Origin of the sequence: Aureispira sp. CCB-QB1 (assembly GCF_000724545.1) — a bacterium.
GTDB lineage: Bacteria > Bacteroidota > Bacteroidia > Chitinophagales > Saprospiraceae > Aureispira.
Window position 1 is genome coordinate 140188 of the sequence record NZ_JHBV01000029.1, and the last position, 22458, is coordinate 162645.

The window sequence follows — 22458 nt, forward strand, 5'->3', positions numbered from 1 at the left end:
TCTTAACGCACTGAAATTATGTATTCCTCAATGCTTCAAACATTTCTACCAACCACGTTTTACTAGCAATCGGATTGGTTGTATTAAATAATATTTCTAATTTTTGAAATTCCTTTAGAAACTTATTGTCAGACAGATAATCCTTACTTTCTTTTAATTTATACGTCCGCCGAATAAGGTTAATGAAATTATAATACACAACTCGGATGTCTTCTGTCAACTGTTTGTTCCGTTTGAGGTAATTTCGAAAGGCATCGGTCAAGGAATATAAGGCTTCTCCTTCATTTATTTCATAATAAATTTTAAGTTGAATCATTTTGGCTCCAATATGATAGGTATAATTGGTAAACACTACATTGTGTAAAGCTTGCAACGCAACTCCATATTCTTTTTTGGAATAAAGTAAAAACCCCATCAACAAAGAATAGGCGCTCTCTTGATACTGGGGTATCAAAGCTTTTTTATAGGTTTCAATAAACTCGGCTGCCCATTCATAATCTCCCAGACTAATTGCACTTGTTCCTATGTTTTTATAATCTCCATCAGACAAATAACCATCTACAAAATTGATCTCATGCTTGACTAAAAACTTAGAAATATCTAGTATTTCCTTTAGATATTGTTCACTTGCCGTTTTATTATAACAACGAATGCAATAATTTTCTAGGTAGTCGTATATATTTTTGAGCTCTTTCTTTGAAAAAATTGCCTGATGCTCTACCAACCAGCCTTTTACTTTAAAATATTCCCCATCTCCTTTTTCTCCATACAACAACATTTTTAATACTCCCGCATAAATTTTAATCGTAGGCTCTTGCCCATATGGACTATTCGGTTGATCCAAATAAACAAAAAGTTCATCCACCAAACGGTATTCATAATTACTACCAATAACAATATTTCGACTCACCATATCACAAGCAACTTTAAGCTTTTTAGTAATAAAGAACAAGTCTAAAAAATCATTTTTAAGTTGCAAATTTTCATTGTAAGTCCGTCCTCCCTGTGTTACAAAATTAACATCCAATTCTTTGTGATAAGAAAACTTTTCCCAGTACAAATCTTCTACATCTGTATAAGAACTCTCTTCGCTTCTTTCAATCTTTCGAAGAATAGCATCATAATCTTTAAATTGTTTTCTATGCCGCAACTCTGCTAGTATCTTGATCAAATGTTGGTTGTGCTTTTCTTCGTGCGCTGTTATCACTAAGTAATCGTGCAACAAAGAAAGTAATTTGGAACTAATACTATGAAGGGCATTGCCATCAAATTTTTTGTTAGGATAAACATATTTAAAAACACGTTCTTTTTCTAAACGATGCTGTCGCTTAGGATTAGGAACATACTTCGCTAAGTAAGCACATAGCTTCTTAACTTCCGCATGTTTGTTATAAAATGGGGAATTGACATAATCTAAGAAACGAGTAATTTCTCTAGAGTCTAAATGCTGAAATAGGTTTACTAGCTTGGTTTTGTGCATTATAAAACGCGATAAATTTAATTTCTTTAAATTGGTGTTAACCTGTCTTTTGTTATCTCATAAATGAAATTTGTTTCGCCCCATACTTTTTCTTCGTGCAATAACTTCCACGTAAAATGATGTTTGCGTGCAATACTCTGTATCGTTTCAATGGCACAATCGTCGGACAAAATCATAAAGATAGAACTTTGCACTTGCATGTAAGTACCTATTGTAGAAAATAAGTTATGAAAGTACTCAAAATTCTGTCCACAAAAAAACGCTTTTTCTCGATTATTTGTGGGTTCTTGCGGAAAATAAGGTGGATTAATTAGAATATATTGAAATATTGTAGGGGGTATATTTTTCAATAAATCAGATTCGATGACCTCCAATTCTAAGTTATTCATATCCTTAGTTTCTAAGATAGAGCGAACAGCTATAGGATTAATGTCACTTGCTGTGACAAGGAAACCCTCTCTCGCCATTAAAGAAGCTATTAATCCACTTCCTGCCCCTAATTCAAGTACTTTAGAGCCTTTTAATTCTAAATTTAATGCAAATTGGGCTAAAATTTTAGTACTAAATAGCAATCCTGGATGAAATACAGAAGGTGCTACTTTTATAGACAAGCCATCGTAATTAAACCAACGTGTTTTGGACAAATAAGCCTTGTATAATCGCCACAATATAGGTTGCGTCAATCGTCTGAATTGACGTCGTATTCGATCTATCATAATGTTTATACTACACTCTAAAAGCCTTCAATTTCGGGTTGACGATATTTCCAAATTTTCTGCAATACTTTTAACTCATAGGGAAATTTGTACAGCCCAAGGCGATAACGTAATACGGATAGAATATGTATCATCTTTCGCTGAAATTTACTCAATCGAATGTCTGATACCGTTGGATAATACGCATTCAAAACTGTTTCAAAGTTTTTAATCTTATCGACCATAGCAGGAGTCAGCCAAGGGGTAAGCGGATTTTTTCTCAAATCAAAGTTTTGCCATTGTGGTGTAATCCAATCTTCTAGTTGACTAGGGAATTCAAATCCAGCAGCCGTGATTCGTTCAAATAACTCGGAGCCTTCTGTCGGCACTGGGCTATATAAATAAATAATAATTTCTGTTGCAGGATTAATTTCTTTTATTTCCTTGATGAACGCAATATCAGCATCAATCTGAGCCATCACTTTTTCTTCACTTTCGGCAGGCAACCCCAAAACAAATGAATATTCTGGAATAATATCTACTTTTTTCATTCTAGCGGCAAAGCTTTTTATTTGTGCTGCCGTTTGCTTCCCTCCTTTGTCCATTTGTTGAAGAATGGCATCATCACCACTCTCTGCCCCAAAGAAAATCATTTTGCACCCAGCTTTTCGCATCAAATGCAACGTTTCATCCGAATAACGATCAATGGTGTCGATTCTACCTTCACCCCACCAAACCATATTTTCTTTCAACATCAACCTTGAGAATTCTGCTGTACGTTTTTCAGAAACAAAGAAATTGTTGTCGTGAAACTCTATTGCTGTTGCTCCGTACTCTTTCTTAATTTTTAATACATCTTTGTATACATTTTGAGCACTTTTAGCTTGCCAACGACCATTATAAATAGGAACAACGGCACAAAAAGAACATTTAAAAGGGCAACCTACACTAGAATGGTAAGCCAAGGTTTTGTTGCCTAAATACGTCTTTCCGAGGTATTTTTCAATTGGGTAAAATGTATTTAAATAATCATAAGGCAACTCTGTTAGTTGATCTTGATTGAGTAGACCTTCTTTTTTAGTTTTTACAATTTGACCATCAACAGTCTGATAAATTAAATTGGGAATAAACTCATAAGGCAAGTCGTTCTCCAACGCCATCAACAAAGCAGGAAAGGCATTATCACCAGGACCATTCACAATATAATCAATAAAAGGCGCTTGAATAACCACTTTATATTGATTGGAAGGGAAGTATCCTCCCCATATATTAATAATATCTGGAAATTCTTCTTTGGCTTTTTTGGCAAATGGAATGGCTTGGCTAAGTTGTGGACCGGGCATAACCGTCATGCCCAAATACTTAAATTCACCTGTTTTCAAATAAGAAGCTATCTTAGCGTAAGGATCTTGCTCCATATTACCATCAACAAATACATAATCAAACTTACCTTCTATAGAGGCTCCTACTTGTAAAATACTATTCGGAATTCGATATTTGGAATTGGCACTTCTAGGATTAAATAAAATTACTTTGTGGGGGGAGATTCTCATCATTCCTTGTTATTTTTAACTTTAGCTCTATTGTCGTAATTTACAATGTTTTTTGTAAAACTTAGTATTTTAACCATCTAAGTAATCGTTCATAAAAATTTATAGGCAAAATAGAATTCTTTTTGCACTGTTCTTCATCAAAAAATCTCGTTTTAGCCCGCTAAAACTTCAATTCTTTTCTTTGAACAGCACTAAAAACAATTACATTTTTAACTATACTTTTTTCTGTCCACTTACTTATGTCATAAATTCTTCGTTTGAATCGTCTACTTTTATGATTGCAGCAACCTTACGTTACCTAACTTTTTTTTTATTTTATGGAGGTCTTTCCAGCCTTATTGCTCTGCCCTTGGCTTGTTCTAGCGATAAATTAAATCCACCTTCTGATTTAAAAATTTGTTTGCAATATTATTACAATCCTCCGTCGTCTAACTCTGAGACCCTCAAAAGTGGTTTAAAGTGGTATTTTTCTTATTTGGGAGCTGCCTTACCTCAAGGACAATTAGAAAAGGCGATTCGTTGGAAAAAAGAGAATCATCAATTGGCGCTACTAGAAATTGATTGTGCGCTACTAGGCTTCTCTAACAATGCTCAAAATGCTTTGCAACGAATTATTAATACCATCAAAAGCAGTGCCGCCTACCAAAAAAATCAATATATGGATTTGGGGCGATTTGTTGTCCTCACATTGAATAGCAGTTACCATTATTACGCGATTACAGGAGTTTATCCTACGTTAGAGGGCTTTAAAAATGCCTATAATTTTGAAGATACTGCTGTTATTCGTTTGGACAGTGGTAATTCGAGTGTAACAATGGGAAATCGAGTGATTTACCAAACCAATAATACGATTATAGATTTTAAAAAAATGGCGTTTATGGCTGTAGAAGGAACTGGAGATGTCCAACAAGGAACTTTCCAAGCAAGCGATTTTGAGGCATTTGATTTTATGCCTAACGGACAACCTCGTTTTGCTATTTATAATGAGTTGGGACAACTAAAAACGACCGTTCCTCCATCCTTAGGAGAAGCTGGAAAGCCTGCCAAGTGTATGTGGTGCCATGAATCAATTATACAGCCTAATTTTGTGTTACAACATCCTCAAGCTGCTTCTTTTAATCAAAACATCCGACACAAGAATGCCTTGTTAAGCGATGCCAGAAATCAACTACACTCTGATCTAAGTTATGCATTATTACAAGAACACCACTTTGCTGAATTACTGTATATATCTTTTATGGAACCAAGCGCCGAACGGTTGGCGTTAGAATGGAATTATACCTTGCCACAAACTCAAGCATTATTACAAAGCTATACGACACATACGCATCCAGAATATCCTCAATTGGGCAACTTGTACCATCGTTCAGAAGTAGATCATTTAAATCCTTTGCCTGTGCTAGCAACTCCTGAATCTGCTCAAGAAGCATCTTTTTATGAGCCTAATTATTAATTTTTTGCCATTTTGACGACTTACCAAGCAATATCCTAAAAACAAAAAATAGCAACCACTGTACTATAGCCGTTGAAGCAATTGCTCCCAAAGCACCATAGGTTGGAATTAGAATATAGTTGCAACAAATATTCGCGAATGCAGCCCCCAAAAAGACCACAACTAACTGCTTTTCTTTTTCTATTTTTATTAGATGATGCGTTTGAATAGCATAGCCAAAAAAAGGTACGATCATTAGATACCCCAAACCATACATCCAAGCAGAAAAGTTAATTCCGTATATCCAAGGTAATAAATAGTAAAAAGCAATTACAACTGGTGCTGTTCCCAATATTCCCAACCCAAACATCCAATGGTTGAGCCGTTGTAAGGCTGTATCAGGCATTCGATAAATGTTTTTTAAAAATGGACTCACAATAATTCTATTTCCTAGTATAAACAAACTAAATGCTTTGAAAAAAACTTGATAAGCCCCCAATGTTTCTTCTGATAAATAAAATGCTACTCCATACAAATCTATTCTACTTTGAACAAATCCAATCATCGCTGGTATAAAAAAAGGAAAAGCAGCAACCAAAAATGCTTTTCGAAACCTCCATTTCCAATTCTTTAAAACAACACGTCGATAAAAAAAGGCATAAGCCATAGCTTTGGCAACAGCTAAAAATGCATATAAAAAAAGTAGGTAGTTGGTATCCAAATTCGAACGATGTGACCACAAGGCTATTAATATCATCATCAATCCTCCCCCTTCTATGCTCAAAGCTCCTTTTAATTTTCTAGTATAAATAGGCAACGGATCAAAGGAGCGCACTCCAAAAGCTCCCCACAACCAAACAGAAAGCCACCAACAACTTACCTCATCTCTATAAAAAAAAACAATGGCAACCATCTGCACTAATCCCAATAAAACCAAACGACTGCAAAACGACTCTTGCCAATAAACGGCTACCATTTGAACATTTTGACTAAAGGCTCGAATCAAGTAGGTATTCTGCCCCCAGTTAAAAAATAAAATAGCTAAGTTGACAAAAATCAAATAATTTACTATTTCGCCCCAAGCTGCCTCTGAATTGAATCGAATGACAAAATAAGAAATAAGAAACTGTCCTAGTGGAGGTAGAATTTGAAGACCACCATACAGAACAATCCATGTCAATCGTTGCTTTTTTTTTCTATTTAGTTCGTCCATTTTTTAAATAAGCTATGGCGTTCTTCTTGACTGTAAAAATGGCGGCAATATTTAGAATCTAACATTTGCTCTACATAGTTTTTAGGCAATCTCAAACTGGTTTTAAATGTGTGGTATAAATGCGCATAGTCTTTTTGTGCTCCAATATTATGGCGCTCCAATTTCAAATTAGGAATATTAAGAAATTCCTTCAACCTTTTTTCTTTTTTAGCATCTGGCAAATCTACCCGCATTAATAACAATTCAAAATTTCCTCTCTGATATTCTTTATACTTTTTTTGAGTATCAAAATTAGTCGCAAAAACATCTATTTCCAGCATCATTTTTAATTCATCGTCTAGCCAATTTAACGGATAATCATGAGGCACTAGTTGTAAGAATTGTTCTTGCAAAAGAGAAACATCATTATCATAGTTGGAAGCATCCATATTATTATAATAACGAAACACTTCAAAAAAAGCAGATACATTGCGTTCTATCGGTTCTCTTATTGTTGTTATAATTGAAGTTGGTTGGTTGGGTTGAATTTTTTTGTTATAAATTAGAGCACCCGTATTTTTAGAATCGGGCCACCAACCTTTTGCTCTACAAGTCTTGTATTCCCAATCTATACGCCTTTGATTTAAGCTATGTATGTGGAATATTGGGCTGTTACTATGACTTCGAATCGAATGATACAAAGACAACGATCCTACTTTTCCCATACTGTAAATTACAATTGGTTTTTGCTCCGATGATAATGATTTTTTAGCCTTTAAATAGTGCCATTGTCCACGAATATGATAACGGTAAAATGACTTTAAATAATACTTCATACTGCCTTATTTTTTCTCTGTCAACCTCACTTTCATTAAAGTATAAAATCCCATCCCACGGTTCTGATCCGACAAATAAAAGATCTCTTTTCCATTAATAACCATAGGCTTTCGCTTGTTTGAGTTCGTGTTGGTCAAAGGCATTCCCTTATAATAAATTTGTTTGTCTTTGATCCGTACAACATTCGTATCAAATTGATGAACCATAATATTAGTGGTAAGTCTTTTGGGAGCAGGAACCGTCCAATATTCGTATTCCAATTGCCCATTCTTAATCGTATAGTCGCTCGTCAAAATATGCTTCTCTTTTTCTAATACATAGGTATTTTGAGGGGGCGTCTTTTTAATAACAGCTGGTACGGTAAAAAACAAGAACAGCCCCATTCCTATCCCTACTTGGCTAATGTGATTGATGCGCTTGCTTTCTTTTGGGAGCAATAACTGTTGGTAGTATATAAAAATCAAGAGCAACACATATACTTTTGGGAACTTTAAATACAAAGGTAATTCGTAAAAATAAGTAATCGGAAGGTTAACATATAGAGCGATCAGCACAGAAAATAAAATCTGTTGTTTTTGTGTTAATTGCAAATCGTTTCGAAACACAACCAACCAAGGAAATAATAACAGTATTCCTGCATAAGAACTCAATCCTGGAGACAAGAGCATACCTGCAATGAGCCATAGCCCTACTTTTGTTATCAAGTCTTGTTTTGACTTCCAAGTAAAAAAAATAGCTGTACTTAATACAATCGTTTTATAAAAAGCTTGCATGAAGATAAATGCTGTGTACGAATTGAAAACAGGCGTAGGATTATGTAAGGCATCGTATACAAAGAGATGCTTAAACAGCATTGTTGCGGACTTTGCAGCAGGTGTAAAACCATCGTAGTAGGTTCCTGAAGATGATTTTGGAAATACATCGGTGAAATAATACATCCAGCTTGCCATGTCTACTTGAAATAACGATATGCTCAACAAACTAATACAAGCGACTCCATAAACCAACGCTGCCTTATAGTGCTTTTCTGCAATTAGCAATACACCTAGCAACACTGGAAATACTTTTAACATCAATGCTATTGCCCAACAAAAAGCCCCAACAACAAAGCGTTTTTTTTGAAATGCATGCAGTCCTTCGGCTAGTAAAAAACTCAATAATAAGTATACTTGTCCAAAATATAGACCATTCCGCAGGCTTGTAAAAAATACAACAGGCACTAGGAGAAATACCCCAGCTGAAAATCGCCATCGTCGCTGCGCTCGCACCAACATCAATAGAAACAAACTACTACTCAATAGATTAAAGCAAATCTTAGCCCATATTGGTGACAAAAAAGTAGCAGGATAAAAGAAAAAGGCTAAAAAAGGTGTATTAGGATAATAGGCCAAAAATAAATTAGAAAATCCCTTTTCTAAAGCCATCGAATTGAATTTCCAAGCATCATAAACTCCTGTTGACCACCAACCCTCTTTTAGAAATACAGCACCAATATAAGCATTCGAAAAATCATGAATAGGGAGTCCATACGTTCTAATAAGCCAATAACACAGCCCCAATAGTAGTGGTCCAAGAAATAATAAGGTTGGTATATTTGTCGTTTTTTTCAATTGGTAGGTATTCGTCAGAAATTCTATAAACAGCAATTATTTAAAGGCTTCTTTTTCAGACTATTGAGCAACAACTTTAGTCAAATCATATTGATTTTCTCTCGTTCTAAAGCCTAAACCCTCGTATATTTTCAAGGCATGATAGTCTTCATCGGCAACAATAACCGCTTCTTCCATTTGCAGCATATTTACAGTATAGATATGTTGAATCAAACGCTTGCACAAACCTTGCCTTCTAGCACTTTCAATAGTTCGAACTTGTTGAAATCGACCAATTTTATCAAAAATATACAAGCCCGCAGCAGCTAATAATTTTCCATCTCGAAAAACGCCATAAAAGTTCCCCATCTCCTGTGTTATCATGGTTTTATAAACATTTCTTCTATTCAATAAATAAGCCTTAAAAGAAGCTTCTGAAAAAACCGTTGGACGCTCTCTAATTTCATGCTGTGTCCATTGTTCCCAATCTAAATCAGAAGAAAATGGTCGAATGTGGTCACGCTCCTCCTGCAATACTGTTTTTGCCTCTACAGCCTCCTTATCATAAGTCATTACCGCCAAGTTGTCTATTTGGTATTGATCATTTTGAAGGTAAGGGGCAAGTATTTCATCCGAAGGTATATGCATCAATCGAAAACCTACATGATGCTGATTCGTTGCTTCAGAAAAATGACACTTAAAAAGCTTTTCCAGCTCGTCTTTGTCTAGAAGTAAATCAGGTGATTTTAACACCATGCAGTTTCCATCTATAAACGTTGGATTGGTTGGAGTTTCTACCAAATAATAATCGACATATTCTGTCACTTTTGCATCCGATCCTAGTAGTTTAAAATCAGTAAAAAAGCCTAAGTTATTCATGAATATTGCTTTAAATTTTTAATTTTTTCAATGGCTGGTATTTTGGATAAATCGCCCTATTCTTAACAAAACGCTATCGCAAAATAAATTATAAAAAGCGCTTGGTATACGCCATCCCTGTTTTGGCAGCAACAGATTTTAGTTTCAATTTAGTTGCTGCAAGGCTAAACTGTTGTCCTTTTAGTACCTGTTTATGATAATTTACCTCATTAACGACTCGACGCACAGCATAATCGTAATAACGTTTGGGATAAGTTCGCTTAAAATCTCGATCCCGATCTGTACTTGTATTCCAATCATTAACAGTTGTTTGCAATGCATCTACCTGCTCATAAAGTCCTGTTCCCTTGATAGGATAAGCAATCGTAATTGTGAAATGATCTGGATTCGATGTTTTTAGGTGATGAATGGTTTCTTCTATGTCTTCCTCTGTTTCGCCAGGATAACCTAACATAATAAATGTTCCCGCCTCAATTCCTTTTTTTCGAGTAAGTTGAATCATAGAACGGACTTGATGCACGTCAACCCTTCTATCCATAGCATCAATAATTTTTTGCGAGCCACTCTCTGCACCAATCCAAATACGAAAACAACCTGCTTTTTTCAACAAATCAATCACCGATTCATCCATTCGATCTGCCCTAGTAATACATTCAAAAGGAATAATTGCATTGCGTTCATTCACCTCTTGCGCAAACGCTGCCAACCATTTGTGGCTTACCGTAAATACATCATCTACAAACCATAGCGTTTCTGGATTATAACACGTTTTAATGTGTACTAATTCATCCACCACTACCTTAGGAGAACGCCTCCGATAACTTTGCCCATATACAGCAGTACTGCACCACTTACAAGTATAAGGACAACCTCGTTGAGTACTTACAGAGACTGCATTCAGACCATGATGTTTTTTCCATGTATGTAAGTATTGATGTAGATTTATTTTTTTGCGATTGGGAAAGGGCAAATCATCTACTGGACGCAATCGCTTTCGTGCTTTTGTCTTAAATATTTCTCCATCACTTGTGCGATATGCCAAGCCATCAATATGGGCAAACTCTTGACGATTCCCTTGTGCAATGGTTTGGGCAATTTCAAGCATTGTTTGTTCACCTTCTCCTATTACAACTATATCCGCTCCTGTAGCCAGATAGTCAGCTATATTGTAAGTAACATCAGGTCCTCCCAATACCACAATGGTATCCTTTAGTATAGAACTAGAACGAATGAATTGTACCAACTCAATCACATTTACTTTTGTCATCAGATTGGTATAAATGGGAATTAAGTCTGGTTGCTTTTGCTCTAGGTGCTGATACAGTTCTTTTTTAGTAGAAAAAGTGGTGTCAAACACTGTATTATCCACACCATTTTTTTCCAACCAAGCTGACAAATACAAAATCCCCAGAGGTGGGTAGGGGCGCATAATTTCCTGCTCTTTTTCGTCTTCTTTTATAAAATATCCGTGTGTAAAAATTATCTTCATTAATTTTTTTTAGGTCTCAATACAATCATATAATGGTCACTCCATCGGGCACAAACTTTGGGAGTCCATTTTTCTAGTTGATTCAACCCTCGAAGCAACGAAGGTTTATTTTTAAACCAATTATCCAAATAAGAGGGGGGCAACATAAATCCAATCGGATAAGCCTGTTGACAATGAAACTCCATTTGCAAAAGATGACCAAATTCTTTGGGGCTATAATACCAAGTATCTACGGTAGTGGCAAGAGTCAACGGGGCGGCAATTGCTTCCTTAGCCTTTCGTCTCCAAGCTTTTTTGAATTGCCCTTTAAAAGTAAAATACAACGTTTCCCACCAACAAAACCTTGACATCACGACTCCTATAAAACGACCATTGGGTTTCAGTAAACGTTGCAAAACAATACTTATTTTTTTTAATTCTTTAGGCGATACACAATTCAAACCTCCAAAATCAGAAAAAATAAGGTCGTATTTATCATTCGAATTCAACTGCTCCAAATCTTGTATTCCTAGCCTTTGGCAAGTAATATTTGTCTCCAATTTATTTTCTAAAACCTTCTCTTTAGTTACGGCAACCATCCTCTCCGAAATATCCGTTGCCAAAACAGAACAGCCCTGTTTTGCCAACCAAATGGCATCTTCTCCTGTCCCGCAATTCAGTTCCAAAACAGAACAATTAGAATATGTAGATACATACCTTTGAAGATAATTATATACTCGCTTGCGTTGTAGTACACCTATTTGAGTATGTGTAAATTCACGATCGTAGACCTTCGCTATACTATTAAAAGGTTGCTCTATAGATTGTTGATTTAATTTAGGCATTTTCCAAACGTTTTAAACGCATTTTATCTATTGCCGCAGCAGGAAGATAATAAAATGTTCCCAGTGCTGAGCGCAAGCGTACCCGATTGGTTTTTTGAGGAGATTTTAATAATAGTTTCAAATTTTCCCAACCTTGCTTCTTCCGAAATACCTTGTGCACCAACCGATGTAATCGTCTATAAAAAGCAGGCGAAAAAGTAGCTTGATACATCATATCCAAATCATCAGAGTCTTCCCAGTTTTGTTTGTCTTTTAATTCTGCCTGCACCATCTCAAAAAATTTAGTTCCTGGCAAGGGATAAGAAACAGAAATTCCAATATCATCTGGCAGCAAATCCAACAACATTTGAATCGTTTTTTCGATATCTTCCATTGTTTCTCCTAAATAGCCAAACTGCAAAAAGAAAGCGACTTTTACCCCTTTGCTTTTTAGAAGCTTCGTAGCTTCGTAAATTTGTGCAACATCCGTTCCTTTGTCCATAGCATCCAAAATCTTTTGAGATCCTGATTCTGCGCCCACCCAAACGGTCTCTAAGCCTGACGCTGCCAAGGCATCTATGGTATCCTCTTTTAGCAATAAGTCAACCCTAGATTGAATTTTGTACTGAATGGATAAATTACGAGTTTGCAACAAATCTCGAAAAGATTGTACCCACCCAGGCTTTAAGCCAAAAATATCATCACATACCCAAAAGTACTCTGCACCATACTTCGTTACCAGCATCTCGATTTCGTCAACAATACGCTCTGGCGATCTCGAATTGTAACGATTGCCATAAATAGGCTTTGCACACCAATTGCATTTATAAGGACACCCTCTAGTTGTTGCAATATTCAACGAAAAGTAACCTTGTTTTTGAAGCCATATCTTTCGATATGCCTCAATATCCACCAAATCCCATGCAGGTTGTGGCAATTCATCCAAATTTCTTAAGACAGGTCTCCTTGGATTTTTTATAATAGTCCCCAACTCATCCGACCACACCATTCCTAAAACAGAAGCTTTATTGATCTTTTCCGATTCAAGTGCATTGATCAACTCTAATAAGGTCTGCTCTCCTTCTCCTAACAGTACATAATCTGCTCCTTTTTCCAAATACTTGGCATAATGATCTGTCGAATCAGAACTAGAAACAATTACCGTACAATCTCGTGCTTTGCCATAAGCAATCATCTCAAAAGCCGCCTCCCGCATCTTTGTCAAACACATCTTTGTCAAGTAGTTAAACCCATCATCATAGATAATCAAATATTGTGGTTTTTCTTGATCCAAAACAGGAATTATTTCGTCCGTTCGCTCTTTTAAGTTGGTATCATATAATCCCACGTCATAGCCTTCTTGCCGCATCAAAGCGGCTGCATAAATCGTTCCGTAGGGCGGGTAAGGACGTCCATCTTCCCACTGTTTGGGATCAAAGCGATAAAAATAAGAATGTGTAAATAATAATTTCATACGTATACGATAATAGTTAGAGACAGATGATACGATAATAGATCTTGCTATTAATTATTTATAACTCTGAGGGAGTCATATAAAGCTGGATTTGATGTTGTTGTTCAAAATTTTGGACTCGTTCGGCAAAAGCTTTGATAACTTTTTGTTGGAATAATCGAGGATGATGCTTGGAAACATTTCGTCTTGATTTTAGGGCAATGTTAAAATCTTCTACAGGCATATCTTCAAACTTTATATTCCATCTTTTCAAGGTTTTTTTCATAAAAAAAAGATCCAACCAATCGCCTAACCTAGTATTTAATAATGCTTCCGTAAGATATTGCACCCATCTTTGTTTCTCTGGCAAGGTCTGCTTCAAATCACGAGGTTTTACGTTGGGATAATAGTTTTCTAACCAATCGTTAGCCAGCCAAAAATCTTGGTAAATTTGAGTCCCATACATTGGCAAAACAGTAGCCACTTCTGTTGCTGTGAAACGATTTTTTTCTTCGATTTCAAGCAAATGCTCATCGACAAAATAGTTAACGCAAAAGTGTTTTTTAGAATTGAATAAGAAAATCTTTTTAAATAAAATTAAAAAAGTTCGAGCTACCCACAAACGTTGGGGCTTGGTAACAATAAAATAGTCTATATCCCCATCCGAGGGCATTACATTTTTGGATAGTGATCCTGAGATAAATACTCCTCGAACATATGGGAAAAAAGTCATTAACTGCGTCATTCTTTTAGCTCGTTTGAGATACCTTAATGCGCGTTGATTGTTCTCTCTTCGACTTGTTACCCAATTCGGTCGATTCGCCAACAGGTAAAACTGGTCTATTTTATATAAATAGCCCTTTGCTACCAGCTCCTCTAAAATCTCCTGCACCTCTTTTATTAATGTTTTATCAGACGATTTATGACAACTAAATTCGTGTACTTCTTCTACTGTTAAGGGGTAAGAAAAAATATCATAATAAAATAAGGGTTCTAATATTCGACTAACGATTTTCCAATCAGTAGTATTAGATTTTGTGGGGAACTTCATACTATTTTGTTAGTTCATTAAAAAGTGTGTTATTTGCGTTTTTTGACACAAATAAGGTGCTTAAGCTATTGGATTAGCTAATATAACATCAAAAAATGACTTTATTCTTGAACATCCCTAATCAATCAAAACATTTCAAACAAAGTTTATCAAAACAGAAACACATTCAAATCACTAAAAATCAATATCATAAAAATTAAATCAACTATAATATTTCTAAGAAAAGCTATTTTTTGTTTTTGATCTAGCTCAAATAAAGTTTCATATTTGTAGTATTCCAAAATCTAAATCATCGCTTTGTTTATATTTATATATAAAATATTAATTTTAAATCATAATCAAAACTTAATCACTACTTTGTTTAAAACACAAACAAATCCTGAACTTGTAAAGAAACAATTAAAATTTAATTTTTATCGACCAAAAGTATACATTTAACAATCATACTGTATTCACACCGCACTAAATATACAAAAGAAACTTATATCACAATGACAAAAAATCTCAGTTTAAAAATCCAGTATGCAATTTTTGCCTGCCTCCTCTGGTTTGGACTAATAAGGTCTAGCCAAGCGCAAATGTTGACACTAGATTATGACGTTGACTCCAACTGTATTGTTACGATTAATCTACTAGACAGCAATAATATTGTTGCTAGTTTTAACCCTCCCTACCATTTTTCACTTGGAGGTATTAACGTCAGTAGCAACTCTTTAGGGTCGGTTAGTATTGACGCATCTCAACTCGCCGCCAATTCCTTTTACTCAATAGAAGTCATTGATGGGAACTTAAATTACTACTATGATAGTATAAACCTTATTTGTGGACAAACTTTTAACGGTCCTAGTATTTTATTGACCGATTCGCTTCTCCAAAGCCCAACGACTTGCACCCAATGTAATGGTTCAGGACAAATAAGTATTTTAAACCCTAATGGATCGCCGTATACATTTCAGTGGAGTGATGGGATCACTGCTACAGACACGCTTCAACATACTAGAAATAACTTGTGCCCTGGTATTTATACCATTGTTGTTACAGATAACGCTGGCAATAGAAGCGCTACTAGTCTAACCGTTACTTGTAATAGTCCTACTACTCCTCAAGTAGCGACTTGTTTTAATAGCATTACTCGTTATTTAGATGCGAACAATCAAGTAAGCATAACACCTAACGATCTAAGTCTTATAGGAATTGACACCAATAAAACTCAAGCTTATCTCATTGATCCATCAGGAGCAATAACTACCAGCCAATATTTTGATTGCAATAACTTAGGGTATCACTATTTCACTTTATTGCTTATTGATTCTATTCAGCAAATTCCAGATACTTGTACTGTCTTGGTAAATATTCAGGATACTCTAAATGCTTGTAATGGACTTATTGGCAACACTAATGAAGTAATTGGAAATACAACCAATTCTTCTAACTGTGCTACTTGTGATGGAAGCTATACTTTCATCCAATTCATGGACAGCACTACCGCTACAGGACCAGCTACGTTTGCATGGAGTGATGGCTCTACTGCTGGACCAATCAGAACAGATTTGTGTCCTGAGCAAAATTATGTCCTTTCCGTTAGTGATGTCAATGGAGTTATTCATACTGCAATCGTCAGTACAGGCTGTTTTAATGGTGCCTGTATAGATAGTAATTTGATCGATTCAGCATTAAGCTGCCCTGCTGTTTATGCGCCAGTTTGTGGTTGTGATAGTCTCACTTATATAAATGCTTGTGTCGCTACCCATAAATATGGCATTGCGAGTTGGACACAAGGACCTTGTGGTGGCACCAATAGTTTGTCCTTAATTGTTTCTACAACTCCTGATGCTAGTTGCGATACTATTATTGGTTGTTCTGGAACTGTCAATATTTCTGTATTGGGCGGCTTACCTCCTTATAACATCACTTGGAGTGATACGACCATCTCTGGTTTTTCTCCAACCAATATGTGTCCAGGCAATTATACCGTTGTTGTTAGTGATTTATTTGGCTACAGCGTAGCTTCGATTGTTACTGTTGGGGTAAGCGGTTGTGTATGGCCAGGTGATACGGATGATAATACGGTAGCCAACAACTTTGATCTATTACCAATTGGATTGGCTTATGGTGACGCAGGACCTCCGAGAGCAATCACCTCCAATACATGGATACCTTACGCTGCTTCCGACTGGAGTACAACTCCAATTATCGATTTACCCAATGGAAAGCACTTTGACTCCAATGGAGATGGTGTTGTTGATTCTCTAGATATCAATGCGATCCAACTTAACTACGGTCGTTCTTACTTCCGTTCTGGGGGGCACTCTTTAGCTGGTATTAGCCCATTTGGTATCAATAATGCTATTGCCAATACAGGCGATAGTCTAGCGACTGATATTTATTTAGGAAGTACTTTTTATCCAATAACGGATGCTTATGGTCTAGCGTTTACGATTAACTACAATCCAGATCATATCGAAGCAGGTTCAGTAATGGTGGACTTTAGCAATTCTTGGCTAGGTAATGATCTTATTCATATTCAAAAAGTCTTTCATAGAGTTGGTCAAATTGAAGTTGCTGTCTCTAGAAAAGATAAATACCCTATTAGTGGACAGGGACCTATTGGAGCCATGCATTTCACTATTAAAGATGACCTAATTATGGGTAAATGGTCATCAGATACTATTATTTCTCCAGTAACAATTTCGTCTGTTCGTCTTATTAACCACCAGAATTTGGAAATTGGAACAACACCAATAACAGGTCATATCACTATTTCAGGGCTTTTAGATATACCTCCTACTCCTGATAATTTAGATATTCGATTGTTCCCTAACCCAACAGATGGCTTACTAAATATCATCAGCGAAAAATCAGAAATTACCTCTATCAAAGTATTTAATGCTATGGGGCAATTAATTGACAGCAATAATAGTCCTGATCCATATACTAATAAAATTTCTATGGAAAGATTAGCTTCAGGTGTTTACTTTTTATCAATCCAAACAAATAATGGAATTTATAATCAAAAAGTAAAAGTAATCCACTAAAAACAGTACGTTTAAATATACTTCTTCACAGTTTTTCTAAAGTTACCTTAGTTTATTTTTTTCAACTAGGGTAACTTTTTTTTAGAGTAAATGAGTAGAAAACTAGGTTTATTTTGAGTGTTAACTGAAAAGCAAACAGAAGCGTTACTTTCGCTACTTTCCTTTAGTTCCTTCCTGCATTACACAAAGACACGAACTTGTACAACTCAATTGGTTGGGACTATCTAAGAATTACGTTTTTTTTTGCAACGTAGCATATACAAATACAAAAATCACCCCAACCCATATGTCAAGGTGATTTTTATTACAAATAGCTTTAAGAGCAAATAAATCTTCTCAAACTATTCTATTATTTTTTGATAAAGCGACTAGTAGATACGCCTTCGGATGTTTCAGCTGTGACAAAATAAACTCCCATTGCAAGATTACTTACGTCAATGGTTTGTTTTTCGGAAGTTACATTTTTGCTTTGGCTTAAATAAACCACACGACCAGATACATCTGTCATAATATATGTAACATCGATAGGAGCATCAAATTCTACTTCGACATTCAGGTGATTTCCTACTGGATTAGGATAAACGCTCATTGTAGCATTCTCTGCCTCCAATATTGCTTGATTTCCTGTTATCAACGCTGAGGAGTTCAAATGCAATCCTATAGAAGGTACTTCATCGAACCCTGTGAAACCTGCGAACCAATCTATAGAACCAGCCGCATCAACTACTCTCATAGTAGATGGAGCTACTGGTGATGCATTAGAAGTTGTCCCTATATTCATAGCATAGTTCAAACGATCTACTCCATGAATTGGCACATCGTTAAACCCAAAAGTTGAAACCCCGCCAGCCAAGGAAGGTTGTGTTAAAACAGAAATATAATAAAATCCTCCATCGGATAAGGGACCCATTGGTCCTCCTGACGAAGCATCTGCAAAGCTACGAACTACAGCCAAGCCATAATCGCCATTGGCAACAGTAGTCCCCAAACCAGTTAAAGCCATCGTTCCTATTCCCACTTGTGTTAATTCATCGCCCGTCACAAATCCATTAGATGCTCCACCATTAGAACCATCTACATATTCATAGATATTGATAAACATCGTTTGGTTGGCTGCTCCTGTAAAACCAGAAGGTACGTAGTAACGGAAATCAATAGAATCTATTTTTATATCGTCTGTCATTCCTTTTGGAAAATAAAATACAGACCCATACTCAAATGCTGAATGTGGCGCCCCCCCTGGGAATATGCGACTACGGGCAAATACTCGACCATCTGAATTGGCTAACCTCGCTTTAGACAAGTAATGCGAAGAAGCCCCTCCTTGATCATCTGTAATAACAAAAGAATGTCTAATGGTATCATTCTCTGGTGTTCCATCTGCATTGTTATGCTCTACCCAATACGTCACATAGTAACGCCCAGCACCATTGTTCATAATAAAATCTAAATCTCTCAAGTAGTCAACTAAACCAATACCGTTGCGATCATTTGATTTGATCGAATCGGTCGCCCCTCCTACAATTGTATCTAAATAAACCCCTGTTGTTAAGGCTCCTGTCACAGCATCTTCAAAGTCAATAGAGCACTTCACTCTTGGTGCATCCGCTGGCAAGATATTTTTCCATCCATTATTAATAACTTTCGCTCCCCATAACCATTCACCCAAGTTGTAACGATCAATGTTCACAAGCGGATTATAAGCATTGTTACCTATTCTAACCATATCTCCAACACCAAAATAAGTTGGTGCATCTGCATCTGGAAGTCCTATAGCAATATCATATTCTGGAGCCATTTCGATAACAATATCATCCAAAATAGAAAAATAAAGCTCTCCATCAAATGAAAATTTCAAGCGACACTGAGACAAGTTAGCCACCCCTGCTGTTACAGATGGAAACATAGCTCTAACCATCCCTCGAACAAAAGAGTTTTGAGGAGTAGGTTGCAATGCAGGTATACTAACAGGTGTACTCCATGTTGTCCCATCATCTGTAGAAATCGACAAGGATAACTCTGTCAATCGAAAAGGTCTATAATAAGAATAGAACTGCACAACAATAGCAGAATCGGTAGCTCCAGTCAAGTCTATTCTTGGAGAAATCAACTCTCCCCTATGTTCTGCTGGAGAAGTTCCTGTTCCTGGAGCAGTACTAACGCCTCCATTATCCATAAAGTCAGAATCAAATATTGCCACTCCATTTGCCGCCGAAACAGAATTGGCAGGATTTAATGTACCGACATAAGCACCTTGCGAAATACCTGTGGTACTTCTTACCCAATAAGCATTTCCAGGCATCACAGCCGCATCATTTTCATTGACGGTCAACGCAGTCCATTGAGTTGCAGAATAAGACCCTGCCGTTGTTGACTGTACAAAAGCATTTTGAAACTCTGCATCTGCTTGACCATTAGATGCTCCAACTCCCCATAGTTTTGTTTGCGCATTGGCAGCTCCTACAGATAATAGAAAACTGAGCACAAAGGTCGCACATTCTAGTAATCTTAGTTTTTTCATGATTAAAATAATTGTACTGTAAATAAATTGGATTAATAAATCAGTTTAAGGGATTGATTTTTTAGTGACTTACTTATCTTTAAATTTACAATTTTATAACAACAAAACCATAACATTTTATTAAGATTTTAAGATTTTTTTTTGTGTATTTAATTATATTTTAGACTGTTGTGCCTATTTTTAGATTTTGCTAAAAATAGAATAGATAGAAATTCATCTTGTTTTTTTACCAAACAATCGTTTGATTAAACTTTATTATTTATATTGCTACCTATTCATTCTAATCTTCAAAAACAACTTCAATAGGTTTCTTTTTTTAGATAAGGTGAGTTTGACCAAAATCAATCAATTTATAATTTACTATTATGACAAAGGAAAAATATCCGCATTTGCTAGCCCCTTTAGACTTAGGATTTACCACCCTTAAAAACAGAGTTCTTATGGGTTCTATGCATACAGGGTTAGAAGAAGGAGACCCCAAAGTATTGGCTGCTTATTTTGCAGAACGTGCCCGCGGACAAGTTGGACTTATTGTTACAGGAGGTATCTCTCCCAATCACGCTGGTGTTGTCAAACCATTAGCTGCTCAACTAAAGAAAAAATCTCAAATTGCACATCATAAAGTAGTTACAGACGCGGTACACAAGGAAGGGGGCAAAATTTGCATGCAAATTCTACATGCAGGACGATATGCTTATGTTCCTTATTGTGTTTCTGCTTCTTCTACCAAATCTCCGATTTCTATGTTTAAAGCATGGAAGTTGCCCAATTTCATGATTAATTGGACGATTAACGACTATGCTAATTCTGCTTATTTAGCACAACAAGCGGGGTATGATGGTGTAGAAATTATGGGTTCTGAAGGCTATCTCATCAATCAATTTATCGCTGCTCGAACCAACAAAAGAACAGATAAATGGGGCGGCAGTTATGAAAATCGCATCCGCTTTGCACTAGAAATTGTTCGAAAAACCAGAGCACGTGTTGGCAAAAACTTTATCATCATATTTAGATTATCGATGCTTGATTTAGTTGAAGGAGGATCTACATGGGAAGAAATTGTTCAACTAGCAAAAGGCTTAGAAGAAGCAGGCGTTACTATTATTAATACGGGTATTGGCTGGCATGAAGCACGTGTTCCCACCATATCTACTAGGGTTCCAAGAGCAGCTTTTGCTTGGGTTACCGAAAAGATGAAAGGAGAAGTTTCTATCCCTTTAATTGCAACCAATCGTATCAATATGCCTAGTGTTGCCGAAAGTATCCTTGCCGAAGGGAAAGCAGACATGGTTTCTATGGCCCGCCCTTTTTTGGCAGACCCAGAGATTGTTCTAAAGACAATGGAAGGAAGAGAGGACGAAATTAATACTTGTATTGCTTGTAATCAAGCCTGTTTAGACCATGTCTTTGAACAAAAGAAAGTTTCTTGCTTAGTCAACCCACGCGCTGGTCATGAAACAGAACTCAACTATCTACCAACCAATAACAAAAAGAAAATCGCTGTTGTAGGCGCTGGTCCTGCGGGCTTATCAGCCTCTACTGTTGCCGCTCGTCGAGGACACCAAGTTACCCTATTTGATGCGAGCCATGAAATAGGTGGACAATTTAATATGGCGAAACAAATTCCTGGCAAAGAGGAATTTTACGAAACAATTCGATACTTTAAACGTCAGATAGAGTTGACTGGTGTTCATCTTAAATTAAATACTAAAGTAAGTGCTGAAGATTTGATTGGCAATTTTGATGAAATAATTCTAGCAACAGGGATTAGTCCAAGAGTCATTCAACTAGAAGGAGAAAATCATCCCAAAACATTAACTTACATCGAAGTACTAAGAGACAAGAAGCCTGTTGGAAACAGGGTTGCGATTATTGGTGCTGGTGGAATTGGATTTGATGTAGCTGAATATTTGTCGCACGAAGGTGTTGCGCCTAGTGTTGACATTCCTACTTATATGAGTGAATGGGGTGTAGACATGACCTTAGAAAGTCGTGCAGGACTTACCGCTCCAGAAGTACACCCTTCTCCTAGAGAAATTTATTTACTCCAACGAAAGAAGAAAAAAGTAGGTGGTGGCTTGGGCAAAACAACTGGTTTTGGGCATCGTGCAAGCCTCAAGAAAAAGAAAGTACAAATGCTTAATGGGGTATCCTATCAAAAGATTGATGATCAAGGACTACATGTTACCATTGATGAAAAACCACAAATATTGGAAGTTGATAACGTCATTATATGCGCTGGGCAACTACCATTAAAAACCTTATATGCTCCTTTGGAAGCTGCTGGGGCAAAAGTACACCTCATTGGAGGGGCTGATGTTGCTGCAGAACTAGACGCCAAACGAGCAATTAACCAAGGCGCTCGATTAGCTGCCAAAATTTAACTTTACCAACTACTAAAACAAAAAAACCGTTGATAACAATTGCTATCAACGGTTTTTTTTGAGTA

Annotated in this window: 15 protein-coding genes; 3 read left to right on the forward strand and 12 right to left on the reverse strand. The window is 36.3% G+C overall.

Translation table 11 applies throughout. The annotated features are described in order from the left end of the window. Positions 1–16 precede the first annotated feature (16 nt). The 3 genes from CG11_RS14240 to CG11_RS14250 are packed head-to-tail and all read right to left on the reverse strand — an operon-like array spanning position 17 to position 3731. Entirely contained in the window at positions 17–1480 is a 1464-nt protein-coding gene (locus CG11_RS14240) for a hypothetical protein (protein WP_052597320.1), read from the reverse strand. Positions 1481–1506: 26 nt separating this feature from the next. Further along, positions 1507–2196 (reverse strand): methyltransferase, encoded by a 690-nt coding sequence (locus CG11_RS14245; RefSeq protein WP_052597322.1) that lies wholly within the window; start codon positions 2194–2196, stop codon positions 1507–1509. A 17-nt stretch (positions 2197–2213) separates the two neighbouring features. Then, positions 2214–3731 (reverse strand): B12-binding domain-containing radical SAM protein, encoded by a 1518-nt coding sequence (locus CG11_RS14250; RefSeq protein ID WP_052597324.1) that lies wholly within the window; start codon positions 3729–3731, stop codon positions 2214–2216. 271 nt (positions 3732–4002) lie between these two features. Here CG11_RS14250 and CG11_RS14255 point away from each other — a divergent pair, with 271 nt between their 5' ends. Then, positions 4003–5181, forward strand: a complete 1179-nt coding sequence (locus CG11_RS14255) for a hypothetical protein (RefSeq protein WP_052597326.1) — start codon at positions 4003–4005, stop codon at positions 5179–5181. Here CG11_RS14255 and CG11_RS14260 read toward each other — a convergent pair. From CG11_RS14260 to CG11_RS14295, 8 genes are all read right to left on the reverse strand, one after another. After that, the gene (locus CG11_RS14260; RefSeq protein ID WP_052597329.1) at positions 5171–6373 is read right to left on the reverse strand and encodes a lipopolysaccharide biosynthesis protein; all 1203 of its coding nucleotides are present in this window, start codon (positions 6371–6373) and stop codon (positions 5171–5173) included. The two genes, CG11_RS14255 and CG11_RS14260, sit on opposite strands and share 11 nt — an antisense overlap. Then, complete coding sequence (locus tag CG11_RS14265) at positions 6361–7188, reverse strand: putative capsular polysaccharide synthesis family protein (RefSeq protein WP_052597331.1); 828 nt, start codon at positions 7186–7188, stop codon at positions 6361–6363. Before CG11_RS14265 ends, CG11_RS14260 begins: the two co-directional genes overlap by 13 nt. A 6-nt stretch (positions 7189–7194) precedes the next feature. Then, positions 7195–8799, reverse strand: coding sequence for a glycosyltransferase family 87 protein (locus CG11_RS14270; protein ID WP_156039779.1), 1605 nt, complete (start codon positions 8797–8799; stop codon positions 7195–7197). 60 nt (positions 8800–8859) lie between these two features. After that, entirely contained in the window at positions 8860–9657 is a 798-nt protein-coding gene (locus CG11_RS14275; protein ID WP_052597336.1) for a GNAT family N-acetyltransferase, read from the reverse strand. Between the two features lie 88 nt (positions 9658–9745). Next, positions 9746–11146, reverse strand: coding sequence for a radical SAM protein (locus tag CG11_RS14280; protein WP_052597338.1), 1401 nt, complete (start codon positions 11144–11146; stop codon positions 9746–9748). Then, a complete protein-coding gene (locus CG11_RS14285; protein WP_052597340.1) occupies positions 11146–11970 on the reverse strand; it encodes a bifunctional 2-polyprenyl-6-hydroxyphenol methylase/3-demethylubiquinol 3-O-methyltransferase UbiG in 825 nt (274 codons plus the stop codon). The genes CG11_RS14280 and CG11_RS14285 overlap by 1 nt, the downstream gene beginning before the upstream one ends. Beyond that, positions 11963–13423 carry a radical SAM protein gene (locus CG11_RS14290; protein ID WP_052597342.1) on the reverse strand — a complete coding sequence of 487 codons (1461 nt, stop codon included), beginning with the start codon at positions 13421–13423 and terminating at the stop codon, positions 11963–11965. Before CG11_RS14290 ends, CG11_RS14285 begins: the two co-directional genes overlap by 8 nt. Before the next feature lie 58 nt (positions 13424–13481). Continuing rightward, entirely contained in the window at positions 13482–14453 is a 972-nt protein-coding gene (locus CG11_RS14295; RefSeq protein ID WP_052597344.1) for a hypothetical protein, read from the reverse strand. A gap of 491 nt (positions 14454–14944) precedes the next feature. Here CG11_RS14295 and CG11_RS14300 point away from each other — a divergent pair, with 491 nt between their 5' ends. Next, entirely contained in the window at positions 14945–17488 is a 2544-nt protein-coding gene (locus tag CG11_RS14300; protein WP_052597346.1) for a T9SS type A sorting domain-containing protein, read from the forward strand. A 349-nt stretch (positions 17489–17837) separates the two neighbouring features. Here CG11_RS14300 and CG11_RS14305 read toward each other — a convergent pair whose 3' ends face one another. Next, entirely contained in the window at positions 17838–20009 is a 2172-nt protein-coding gene (locus CG11_RS14305) for a T9SS type A sorting domain-containing protein (protein ID WP_052597350.1), read from the reverse strand. 365 nt (positions 20010–20374) lie between these two features. Between CG11_RS14305 and CG11_RS14310 the strand changes: the two genes are divergently transcribed. Then, positions 20375–22393 carry an NADPH-dependent 2,4-dienoyl-CoA reductase gene (locus CG11_RS14310; protein ID WP_052597352.1) on the forward strand — a complete coding sequence of 673 codons (2019 nt, stop codon included), beginning with the start codon at positions 20375–20377 and terminating at the stop codon, positions 22391–22393. Positions 22394–22458: the final 65 nt, after the last annotated feature.